Genomic DNA, 11,628 nt, shown 5'->3' on the forward strand with positions numbered 1-11,628 from the left:
TTGGCGCCGATTCGTCAATGCGGCACACCAGCGTCGAGAGAGAAAGTCCTGCAAAAAGGGGGCTTGTAACGCTCCAGCAACGCGTGGTTCACTGTCGCCGTCTCGGCAATTGTAAGTAAACTTTCCAGTAAGTGCGTCATAGTTGGGTGGTAAGCCATGGAACAGATCCAGCCGCTCTCCTACGGGCAGGAACGGCTCTGGTTCCTTCACCGCTTCGACCCCCGCGACCACTCCTACAACACCTGCCACGCCTACCGGCTACAGGGCGAACTCGACGTCCCCGCCCTCGAAGCCGCCTTCGCGGCGGTCGTGCGCAGGCACGAGACCCTGCGCACCCGCTTCGACGAGATCGACGGCAGGCCCGCCGCCGTGGTCCTGCCCGCCGAGACCGTGACGATCGACCGGTTCGAGGCCGGCTCGGAGGAGGAGGCCAGGCGGATCGTCGCCGAACGGGCCAACGCCCCCTTCGACCTGTCCGCGGCGCCGCCGGTGCGGGCCTCGCTCGTCCGCCTCGGCGCGCGGGACCACGTCCTGGCCGTGACGCTGCACCACATCATCGCCGACGGCGCCTCGGTCATCGTGCTGCGCGACGAACTGGCCCACCACTACGCGGGCCGCGACCCCCTGCCGCCGCTGGCCCTGCAGTACGGCGAGCACGTCCGTGAACAGCGCGCCAGACAGGACGAGGCCGACGTGACCGAGTGGGCCGCGCGCCTGTCGGGTGTCCCCGCGCTCGACCTCCCCACCGACAGGAAGCGCCCTCCGCAACGCAGCGGCGACGGCGCCGAACTGGTCTTCGGCCTGCCCCCGGAGCTGGTCGCGCGGGTCTCGGAGTTCGCCCGCGCCCGGCGGGCCACGCCGTTCATGGTGCTGCTGACCGCCTACCAGGTGCTCCTGTCACGGCACAGCGGCCAGACGGACTTCTGCGTCGGCACCCCCGTCGCGGGCCGCGACAGCACCGAGCTGGAACCGATGATCGGCTTCCTGTCCAGGATGCTCATGCTGCGGGCCGACCTGTCGGACGAGCCGTCCTTCGACGAGGCGCTCAGGCGCACCCGCAGGACCGTCATCCAGGCCATGGGCGCCTCCGACGTGCCGCTCGAACGGCTGCTCGGCGAACTCGGCCTCGAACGCGACGCCAGCAGGACCCCGCTGTTCCAGACGATCTTCGCCCTGCACACCCAGAGCGGCGAGGTGAGCGAGGGCCCGCTGCCCGGCCTGCGCGAGGAGTCCTTCCCGCCCGGCTGGGCCGCCGCCAGGACCGACCTGTCCCTCGACCTGTGGCCCCTGCCCGACGGAGGCCTGTCCGGCTCCCTCGTCTACAGCACCGACCTGTTCGACCGGGAGAGCGCGGAACGGCTCGCCGCCCGGCTGCCCGTCCTGCTCGCCGCCGCGCTCGACGCGCCGCACACGCCCGTCGGCACCCTGGACATCCTGCCCGACGGGGAACGCCGGTGGCTGCTGGACAGGGCGAACCCCGCGGAACGGCCGAGCGAGACGCTGGCCGACATGTTCCTCACCCAGGTGGCCGCCCGGCCCGACGCCGTCGCCGTCACCGCGGAGAACGGCCCCGGCCTCACCTACGCCGAACTCTGCGCGAGGGCGACCGCGCTGGCCGTACGGCTGCGCGAGGCAGGCGTCGGCAGGGGGTCGCTGGTCGCGGTCAGGGTGCGCAGGGGCCCCGGCACACTGGTCGCGCTGCTCGGCGTCACCCTGTCCGGCGCGGCCTACCTGCCCGTCGACCCCGCCTACCCGCAGGCGCGGGTGGACTACGTGACCGAGGACTCCGGCGCCGCGCTCGTCCTCACCGACGACGACCTTCTCGGCCTGCCCCCGGCGGACCCGGCCGTCGCCTTGCCCCGTCCCCACCTGGACGACACCGCCTACGTGCTCTACACCTCCGGCTCGACCGGCCGTCCGAAGGGCGTGGCCGTACCGCACTCCGCGCTGGCCAACACGCTGCTGGCCATCGGCTCCCTGGTCGGAGCCCGCCCCGAGCACGCCTGGCTCGCCCTCACCTCGATCGCCTTCGACATCTCCGCCATCGAGCTGTACCTCCCGCTGGTCACCGGGGGCAGGGTCGTCGTCGCCGAGGACGCCAGGGACGGCACCGCGGTCGCCGAACTGGCCCGCAGGGCCGGGGTCACCCACGTCCAGGCGACGCCGTCCGGCTGGCGCGTCCTGCTGACGGGCGACCTGCCAAAGGTCACGGGCGTGACCGCGGGGGAGCCGATCCCGCCGCAACTGGCCAGGGAACTGCGGTCCAGGACGAACCGCCTGATCAACGGCTACGGCCCGACCGAGACGGCGATCTACTCCACCACGTGGGACATCCCCGTGGAACCGTACGAGATCGTGATCGGGCGGCCGATCGCCGGGAACACCGTGCACATCCTCGACCCCGCGGGCGGCCTGGCGCCGCTCGGCGTGCCGGGCGAGCTGTTCATCGGCGGCCTCGGCGTCGCCGACGGTTACCTCGGCAGGCCCGCCCTCACCGCCGAACGCTTCGTGCCCGACCCGTACGGCGGGCCGGGGGAGCGCCTCTACCGCACCGGGGACGTGGGCCGCTGGCTGCCGGACGGGACGATCGAGTTCCTCGGCAGGACCGACAACCAGGTCAAACTACGCGGTCACCGGATCGAGCTCGGCGAGGTCGAGGCCGTCCTGGAGACCCACCCCGCCGTACGGCAGGCCGTGGCCACGGTGCACGAGGAGACCCTGGTCGCCGTCGTCGTCGCACCCGATCTGCCGGGCACCGGCGCCCTGCGCGAGCACATGGCCGCCCAGCTTCCCGGCTACCTGGTGCCGCAGTCGTTCGTCGTCCTGGAAGAACTGCCGCTGACCCCCAACGGCAAGGTCGACCGCAAGGCGCTGCCGGCGATCCTGACCGGGGCCATGCGGGAGCTGACCACCGCGGACACGACGCCGCCGCGCACCCCGAACGAGCGCCTGGTCGCCGAGGTGTTCGCCGAGGTGCTGGGGCGCGAGACGGTCGGCGCGCACGACGACTTCTTCGCCCTCGGCGGCCACTCCCTGCTGGCCACCATGGTCACCGCCCGGCTGCCGGTGCGCGTCCCGGTGCGGGAGGTGTTCACCAGGCCGACGGTCGCGGCGCTCGCCGAACTGCTGGACACCGAGGACACCGGCCTCGGCGACGTGCCCGTCCCGCGCCCCGCGGGGATGACACCGCCGCTGTCGCCCGGGCAGGAGCGGCTGTGGTTCCTCAACCGGTTCGACCCCGCGGGCAACGCCGCCTTCAACATCAACCTCGTCCTGCGGCTGACCGGTTCCCTCGACGTCGAGGCGCTCGGCAGGGCCTTCGACGGGGTCGTCGCCCGCCACGAGACCCTGCGCACCCGGTTCCCCGAGGTGGACGGCCAGCCGGTCGTGGTGATCGACCCGCCGAGGCCGGTGGAGATCGAACACCTCAAGGGGGACGCGACGACACTCGTCCCCGAGCGGGTGAACACCCCCTTCGACCTCACCGGGGAACCGGCCGTGCGGGTCACGCTCATCGAGCAGGGCCCCGACGACCACGTCCTGTGCGTGGTCGCCCACCACATCCTCGGTGACGGCTGGTCGCTGAACATCCTGCGCGACGAACTGGCCGTGCTGTACTCGGGAGGCTCGCTGCCCCCGGTGCCGCTGCAGTTCGGCGACCTGGTCGTGTGGCAGCGCGGGCGGGACTCCTCGAAGCTGTTCGACTACTGGAGCGCCCAGCTGGCCGACCCGACCCCGCTGGCCCTGCCGACCGACCGGCCGCACGCGGTCGGCGGCACCAGGCACGGCGCCGTCGTGGGCTTCAGGCTCGACCCGGCGGAGGCGGACGCGCTCGTCGCGATGGGCCGCCGCAGGGGCGCGACGCTGTTCATGACCCTGCTGGCCGCCTACCAGGTCCTGCTGTCCCGGCACAGCGGCCAGGACGACATCCTGGTCGGCACCTCGAACGCGGGCAGGGACACCGTCGAGCTGGAGTCGGTCATCGGCTACATCACCGACGTCCCGGTGCTGCGCGGCGACCTGTCGGGCGACCCGACGTTCACCGAGTTCCTCGCCGCGACCCGCGCGACCGTGCTCGACGCCTTCGCCAACCAGGGGCTGCCGTTCGAGGAACTCGTCGGCTCGCTCCAGATCGAACGCGACCTGACCCGCACCCCCGTCTTCCAGACGATGGCGGTCCTGCACACGGAGAACTCCGGGCGGGTGCCCAAGCCCTTCCCCGGGCTGTCGGCGGGCCAGTTCTCCGGGGGCCGCGCGCAGGCCAAGTTCGACCTGATGCTTGAGGCCTGGCACGACGCCGGGGACCTGTACGTCGAGCTTGAGTACGACACGACGCTGTTCGAACGGGCGACCGCCGAGGCGTACGCCACCCGCCTGGAGACCCTGCTGCGCGGGATCATCGCCGACCCCGACCGGCGCCTGTCCGAGCTGCCCATGCTCACCGAGGCCGACGAGGCCTTCCTCGCCACCGCCTCGCGCGGACCGGCGCTGACCGCCCCGGTGCCGGTGCCCGAACTGCTCGCGCGGGCCGTGCGGGAGCGCGGGGACGCCCCGGCCTTCGGCTGCGCCGGACGGGTCGTCACCTACCACGAGCTGGACGAACTCGCGGAGAAGGCCGCCGCGGGCTTCGAGAGGGGACGGATCGCCGTCGTCCCGGTCGACCGCACCCCGGAGGGCGTCGCGGCGCTGCTCGGGGCCTGGCGTGCGGGCGCCGCCTACCTGCCGCTCGACCCGGCGCTGCCCGAGGAGCGGCGCGCCTTCGTCGAGGAGGAGATCGAGGGCGTCGCGGCCGAGGGGGTCGCCTACGTGATCTACACCTCGGGCTCCTCGGGGACGCCGAAGGGCGTGCTCGTCGAACACGACGGCCTGGCCGCCCGGGTCGCCTGGATGACGGGGGAGTACGGCCTCGGCCCCGACGACCGGGTCGTGCAGTTCGCGACCCTGAGCTTCGACACCCACGCCGAGGAGATCTACCCGGCGCTGGCGGCGGGGGCGCGCCTCGAACTGCTGCCCGAGGGCGCGGTGACCCTGCCCGACCTGCTCGCCACGCCGGAGGGGAGCAGGGTGACCGTGCTCGACCTGCCCACGGCGTACTGGCACCACCTGGTCGGCCAGATCGACGAGATCGCCTGGCCGCCCGCGCTGCGGCTGGTCATCCTGGGCGGGGAGGAGCTGAAGGCCGACGCGGTCGCCAGGTGGCGCGAACGCTTCGGCGACCGGGTGCGCCTCGTCAACACCTACGGCCCGACCGAGGCGACGATCATCGCGACCGCCGCCGAGATCGCCGGGCCGGGCGCGCGCGTGGGGGAGGCGGGGGAGCGGCCCCCCATCGGGCGGCCCATCGGCGGCGTCCACGCCGCGATCCTCGGCGAGGACGGCTCGCTCGTGCCGCCCGGCGCCCCCGGCGAGTTGTGCCTTGGCGGCGCGGGCCTGGCCAGGGGCTACCTGCGGCGCCCCGGCCTGACCGCCGAGCGCTTCGTGCCCGACCCGTACGGCGCGCCGGGTGAGCGCCTCTACCGCACCGGCGACCGCGCCCGCTGGCGTCCCGACGGGAACCTGGAGTTCCTCGGCCGGATCGACGACCAGATCAAGGTGCGCGGTTTCCGGGTCGAGCCGGGCGAGGTCGAGGCGCGCCTGCTGGCCCACCCCGCCGTACGGCAGGCCGTGGTCACCGCGGTGGAGGACACCCTCGTCGGCTACGTCGTGGTGGCTGAGGACGGAGGCGCGGACCCGGTGGCCGAGCTGCCCGGCTTCCTCGCCGGGAGCCTGCCGTCCTACCTGGTCCCCTCGGTGTGGGTGACGCTCGGCGAGCTGCCCCTGACCCGCAACGGGAAGGTGGACAGGAAGGCGCTGCCCGCGCCGTCCATCGACCGGCGCGCCCCCTCGGTGCCGCCGAGGACCGACGCCGAGCAACTGGTCGCCGAGGTCTTCTGCGAGGTGCTCGGCGCCGCGGAGGTCGGCGCGCTCGACGACTTCTTCGCCATCGGCGGTCACTCGCTCCTGGCCACCCGCGTCATCGCGCGGATCAGGGCCATCACCGACATCGACATCCCGATCCGGGCGATGTTCGAGAACAGCACGGTCGCCGGTCTGGCCGGTCTCGTCGAGGAACTGCTCCTGGCGGAGATCGCCGGGCTCTCCGACGAGGAGGTCGCCCGCCTCGCCCAAGGGGCCTCCTGACCGGCCGGGACCCCATCCACGGAAAGGCCGCCGCCCGGTCCGGCGGCGGCTTTTCCGCACAACCACAGCAAGGAGCATCCCCCCGTGACCTACCAAGTCGTGGTCAACCACGAGGAGCAGTACTCGATCTGGCCCGCCGAACGCCCCCTCCCCGGAGGCTGGCGGCCGGACGGGACCTCGGGCAGTAGACAGGAGTGCCTGGAGCACATCGAACAGGTGTGGACCGACCTGCGGCCGAAGAGCGCCCGATGAGCGCGGGCGGGCAGGTCGCCGAGGCCCTGCCCGGCAGCCCCGCCGGGCTCGTGGTCCGTTTCCAGGGCGGGCGCACGGCCAGCGGGCCGCCGACCTCCGGTCAGGCCAACATGATCCGCTGCGTGCTCACCGACCCGCCGGAACACATGAACTACGGTTTCGTGCTCACCGTCCCGCCGGGGAAGACGCTCGACGACGTGGTCGCGGCCGTGGTCCTGCTCATCTCCCGGCACGAGTCGCTGCGCACCACGTTCCGCGACGGCCTCCAGCACGTCGCGGGCGAGGGCGAACTGGTCATCGGGGTGCACGATTCACAGGGCTCCGCCGACCTCGCCGACGAGGTGGCCGCCAGGCTGCAGGCCGTACGGTTCGACCCGGAGGGGGAGCTTCCCGTGCGGGCGGCGGTGACCCTCTCCGACGGGGTGCCCGAGCGCGTCATCCTGGTGCTCACGCACACCACGGTTGACGCCGTGGGGCTGAGCCTGCTGCGGGTGGAGCTGAACCGCCTGCTGTTCGGGGAGACCCCGGAGCCCGTCACCGCCCCCCAGCCGCTCGACGTGGCGTGGACGGAGCGGAGCCCGGCGAGCCTCAAGCGGGCGCAGGCCGCCATCGAGTACTGGCGGACCAACCTGGAGCGGATTCCCCGCTCGACCTTCACCGCCTCCGTGGACGACGGCGACAACGACTGGCTGATGCCCAGGTTGCAGGTGCGTTCGACGGTGGCCGCCCGGGCGCTGGGACGGATCGGGGCCCGCACCGGCGTCAGCCGCTCGGCCGCCGTGCTCGCCGCCTACACCCTGCTCGCCGGGCTGCGGTCGGGACAGCGTACGGCCGTCGCCCTGGCGATCTCGGGCAACCGGTTCCGTCCCGAACTGCGGGACTACGTCGGCCCGCTCGCCCAGGACGCCCTGGTCCCGATCGACCTCGACGAGCCCACGTTCGACGGTGTGCTGCGGCGTACCAGGGCGGCGGCGCTGGCCGCCTACCAGAACAGCCGGTTCGACTCCGACGCGCTCATCCAGGTCATGGAGGAGGTGCAGCGGTCGAGGGGGGTCTTCTTCGCCAGGGACATCGTCTTCAACGACATGAGCGTCCACGGCCAGGGGCGCCGGGCGGGCCGTACCGAGGAGTACGAGCAGGACGTGCGCTCCCACTGGCTGCCCAAGGCGACGATGCCGACCCGCGTCTCACTGTGGGTGCGCACCGTCGAGGGGGAGGTGGACTTCACCCTCTGGGCCGACCCGCGCTGCCTGCCGCGCGCGGACGCCGAGGCGTTCGGCGAGGGGATCGTACGGCTGCTCATCGAGGCGGCGGACCGGGACGTGCCGCTGTCCGAGGTGTCCGGGCTGACCGGGGTCGTTCCCCTGGAACGGGGGGAGGGGTGGACGACGATCGACGCGTGCTGGGTCCATCTGCCGGAGGTCGAGCGGCTCGTCCGCGACGCGGTCGGGGACCGTCCCTTCCACGTGACCGAGGACGGCGGGCGGCTGGTGTGCCACCTCGCCGGGCCCGTCTCGCCGGTCGAGGTCCACACCGCCTGCGTGGGGAGGCTGTCAGGACGGATGGCGGCGATGGCCCCCCACCACTACGTGGTCCACGACGGCGCGCCCGCCTCCCCGGACGGCTGGGCCGCCCTGCCGGTGCTCGAAGAGGGGACGGGCCGGTGAGGCGCCGCTCCTGTGGAGGCCCCTGGTCCTCCTGGTGCTGGCCGGACCGCGACACACGCCGAAAGTCGTCCTGACGTGCGGTGACATGTCGTGATGTGAACTTCCGGCCGGTGCGGTGGCCGCGCGCCGCACCGGCCGGAAACCCCCATCGGAAGGGAGCGGGTAAGGGCGTCGATTAAGAACTCGCACGATGTGCGAGTTCTATAGTACGGTGTGCGAGAAAGGTCTCGAACACCGTACGAGTCATGGAGTAGTCATGTCGTCCCCCCACCCAAGACGGTGGTTGATCCTCGGTGTCCTCTGCCTGAGCCTGCTCGTGCTGGTCGTCGACAACGGCATCCTCAACCTCGCCATCCCCTCCCTCATGCGGGAGCTCGGCGCGACCCCGGCGGACATCCAGTGGATCATCAACGCCTACATGCTGGCCTTCGCCGGTGTGCTGCTCACGGTCGGCGCCCTGTCCGACCGCTACGGCAGGCGGCGCTTCCTGGTCATCGGCCTGGCGCTGTTCGGCGGGGCCTCGCTGATCGCGACGTTCGCCCAGAACCCCGCCCAGCTCATCGCCTGCCGGGCGCTGATGGGGTTCGGCGGATCGTTCCTCATGCCGAGCACCCTGTCCATCATCATGAACGTCTTCGACCAGTCCGAGCAGCGCAAGGCCATCGCGGCCTGGAGTTCGGTGCTCATGGCCGGCGGGATCGCCGGGCCCTCGCTCGGCGGCTTCCTGCTCGACCACTACTGGTGGGGCTCGGTCTTCCTGGTCAACGTCCCGATCAGCGTGATCGCGATCGCCGCGGCGCTGCTGCTCATGCCGGAGTCCCGCGGGCAGGCCAGGCCCATCGACCTCCTCGGGGCGGTGCTGTCGACCGCGGGCATGGTCGCCCTGGTCTGGATGATCATCTCGGTGCCCGAGCGGGGCTGGACCTCGCCCGCCGTGCTGGCCTCCGGGCTGGCCGCGATCGTGCTGCTGACCGTCTTCTTCCTCTGGGAGCGGCGCAACCCGCACGCCATGCTGCCGCTCGGGCTCTGGCGTGAGCGCAACTTCAGCGGCGCCAGCTTCTCGATCGTGCTGCTGGCCTTCTCCGCGGGCGGCCTGCTGCTGATGCTCACCCAGTACCTGCAGTTCGTCCTGGGGTACGGGGTCCTCCAGGCGAGCCTGGCGCTCATCCCCTACATGATCGCGGCCATCGTCTTCAACGGCCTGGGCGCGACGCTGGGCAAGAAGCTGTCCAACCGCACCCTGGTGACGGCGGGCATGCTGGTGTTCGCGGCGGGCTTCGTGGTGCTCACCCGGCTGACGCCGGACAGCGGCTACGGCCTGTTCATCTGCGGCCTGATGGTGATGGGCGTCGGCGGCGGACTGGTCGGGCCCGCGGCCTACGCCTCACTGATGAGCGCGGTGCCGCCGGACCGGGCGGGCATCGGCTCGGCGCTCAACGACACCGTCCAGCAGACCGGTGGCGCGCTCAGCGTCGCCCTGCTCGGCAGCGTCCTGGCCGCGGCCTACTCCTCGGGCATGCCGGAGGGCGCGCCCGCTCCGGCCAAGGAGTCGATCGCCGTCGCGCTCTCCCTCGGCGACCCGTCGCTGGCGAGCGCCGCCAAGGCGGCCTTCGTCAACGCGATGTCCTCGGGCATGATCGTCGGCGCCGTCGGTTCGGTGGCCGCCGCGTTCATCGCCTGGGCCCTGTTGCGCCCGATCGCGACACCCGTCATGGAGGGGGCCGGGTCTCCGGCGGATTCCCGGGAACAGGTGGAGCAGGTCTGAGCCTCGCTCACCTTAGAAAAGGGCCGATAAATATACATTTATCGGCCCTTTTTTCTGTTCTTGAGTTTTCTTCGTATTTAAGGGGGTTGCGGCCCTTGTTGGGTCGCTGACCAGGTCAATCACGGCCTCCGCCGTCGCCGGGAAAGTGATTCGACGCGTGTTCTGCCGGGTTCTCCGTGGCCTCCTCCGGCCAGCCGTACACCCGGATTCCGATTTCCGTGGACAGTCGTCGCGTTTCGCGGTCTCATGTCTCCGCCAGTTCTGTATGAGGCATTTTCGGGATTCGGAGAAACGCATGAAGAATCGGCGAACAATGACGCGAGCCCTCCTCGCGGTCGTGATGATGGCCGGGCTGGGAACCGTCCAGGCGCAGCCCGCGGCGGCGGCGCCCGCCGACGGGATCCGCATCACCCACTTCCTCGGTGAGCGGGACCTGCCGCACAGGGCCCAGTTCCAGGGGACGGTCGTCGGTGGCCTGTCCGGCATCGACCGCGACCCGCTCACCGGAACGTGGTACTTCATCTCCGACGACCGGGCGCGCTACAACCCCGCCCGCTACTACACCGGAAAGATCGACATCAACCCGCTCACCCGGCGCTTCGAGGGCGTGAGCATCACCGGGGTCACCACCCTCCTGCGCCCCGACGGGACGCCCTACCCCGGCTACGGCCAGCCCGAGGCCGCCGACCCGGAGGCCATCCGCTTCGACCCGTGGAGCCGCAGGATCCTGTGGAGCAGCGAGGGGGACAGGCCGAGGGAGGGCACCACGGGCAACCCGGTCGTCCAGATGTCGCTGCGCTGGGTCGACCGGGGCGGCCACGACCGCGGCGGCCTGCCGATCCCCGGCAACCTCACGATGACGAACACCACCTCGGGCCCCCGCCACAACGCCGGGTTCGAGGGCCTGACCTTCACCCCCCACGGCATCGCGGCCATCGTCGAGGGACCCCGCTTCGAGGACGGCGACATCATGACGACCGAGCGCGGCGCGCTCTCCCGCATCACCGTGTGGGACAGGAACGGCAGGACCCGCGCGCAGTACGCCTACCCGATCGACCGGCTGCCCGCCGCCCCCGTCCCGGAGACCGGCAGGTACGACGGCGGCGTCTCGGAGATCCTGGCCGTCGACGACGACCGGCTGCTGTCCCTCGAACGGTTCTGGATCGAGGGCGTCGGCTACCGGGTCAAGCTGTACGAGATCGACCTGCGCGGCGCGACGAACGTGCTGGGCAGGGACAGTCTGACCGGCGGCGCGCCGTACCGGGCCGTCACCAAGCGCCTGGTCCACGACTTCAACGCCGGCGGGGCGACGGTGCAGAACCTGGAGAGCCTGGGCTGGGGGCCGCGCCTGGCCTCCGGCGAACGCGTCCTGGTCGTCGGCTCCGACGACAACTTCGACGAAAGTGAGATCACCCAGTTCCTGGCCTTCGCCGTCCGGGACCACTGAGCGGTCGCCGGAGTTAGCCTGGTTGCGGGTGACATATCCCATACCGGGTCGAGGAGGTCGCGGTGGCGCGGGAGGACGAGAACACATGGGTTCCCGAGGCGGTCCGCAGGTCGGGTGACCACACGGACCAGAGCCACGAACACGTCGTCAAGGAGGTCAGGGACATCACCAGGGGCGGCAAGAAGGTGGTGTTCGAGATCAACCCCGGCGGAGGGGTCGACACGGCCCTGCGGCGCCTGTTCCCGGTGACCTACGACATCGACCTCGACCACGCCGAGGTCAGGGAGACCGGCGAGGACAAGTGACGCGTCCCGGCG

The 11,628-nt window shown here is 71.8% G+C and carries 5 protein-coding genes and 1 pseudogene; all 6 read left to right on the forward strand.

What is annotated here, in order from left to right; genetic code table 11:
* Positions 1-156 precede the first annotated feature (156 nt).
* The 6 genes and pseudogenes from ACIBVQ_RS17215 to ACIBVQ_RS17240 all read left to right on the forward strand — a co-directional run bounded on the left by ACIBVQ_RS17215 (position 157) and on the right by ACIBVQ_RS17240 (position 11,616).
* Complete coding sequence (locus tag ACIBVQ_RS17215) at positions 157-6,180, forward strand: amino acid adenylation domain-containing protein (RefSeq protein WP_399178431.1); 6,024 nt, start codon at positions 157-159, stop codon at positions 6,178-6,180.
* Positions 6,181-6,252: 72 nt separating this feature from the next.
* Positions 6,253-6,432: pseudogene (locus tag ACIBVQ_RS17220) on the forward strand (MbtH family protein); the annotation flags it as partial.
* A complete protein-coding gene (locus ACIBVQ_RS17225) occupies positions 6,429-8,099 on the forward strand; it encodes a condensation domain-containing protein (protein ID WP_399178433.1) in 1,671 nt (556 codons plus the stop codon). The pseudogene ACIBVQ_RS17220 and the gene ACIBVQ_RS17225, both read left to right, overlap by 4 nt.
* Before the next feature lie 256 nt (positions 8,100-8,355).
* Positions 8,356-9,864 (forward strand): MFS transporter, encoded by a 1,509-nt coding sequence (locus ACIBVQ_RS17230; RefSeq protein ID WP_362773574.1) that lies wholly within the window; start codon positions 8,356-8,358, stop codon positions 9,862-9,864.
* 313 nt (positions 9,865-10,177) lie between these two features.
* Complete coding sequence (locus tag ACIBVQ_RS17235) at positions 10,178-11,311, forward strand: esterase-like activity of phytase family protein (protein ID WP_362909110.1); 1,134 nt, start codon at positions 10,178-10,180, stop codon at positions 11,309-11,311.
* A gap of 62 nt (positions 11,312-11,373) precedes the next feature.
* On the forward strand, positions 11,374-11,616 hold the full coding sequence (locus tag ACIBVQ_RS17240) for a hypothetical protein (RefSeq protein ID WP_352010588.1): 243 nt from the start codon (positions 11,374-11,376) through the stop codon (positions 11,614-11,616).
* The last annotated feature ends 12 nt before the right edge of the window (positions 11,617-11,628 follow it).

Source organism: Streptosporangium sp. NPDC049376, from assembly GCF_044466505.1.
GTDB lineage: Bacteria > Actinomycetota > Actinomycetes > Streptosporangiales > Streptosporangiaceae > Streptosporangium.

What these genes read in the sequence shown, in the direction of transcription:
- ACIBVQ_RS17225 (WP_399178433.1), top strand. Translation starts at nt 6,429, where the DNA reads ATGAGCGCGGGCGGGCAGGTCGCCGAGGCCCTGCCCGGCAGCCCCGCC.
- ACIBVQ_RS17215 (WP_399178431.1), top strand. Translation starts at nt 157, where the DNA reads ATGGAACAGATCCAGCCGCTCTCCTACGGGCAGGAACGGCTCTGGTTC.
- ACIBVQ_RS17235 (WP_362909110.1), top strand. Translation starts at nt 10,178, where the DNA reads ATGACGCGAGCCCTCCTCGCGGTCGTGATGATGGCCGGGCTGGGAACC.
- ACIBVQ_RS17230 (WP_362773574.1), top strand. Translation starts at nt 8,356, where the DNA reads ATGTCGTCCCCCCACCCAAGACGGTGGTTGATCCTCGGTGTCCTCTGC.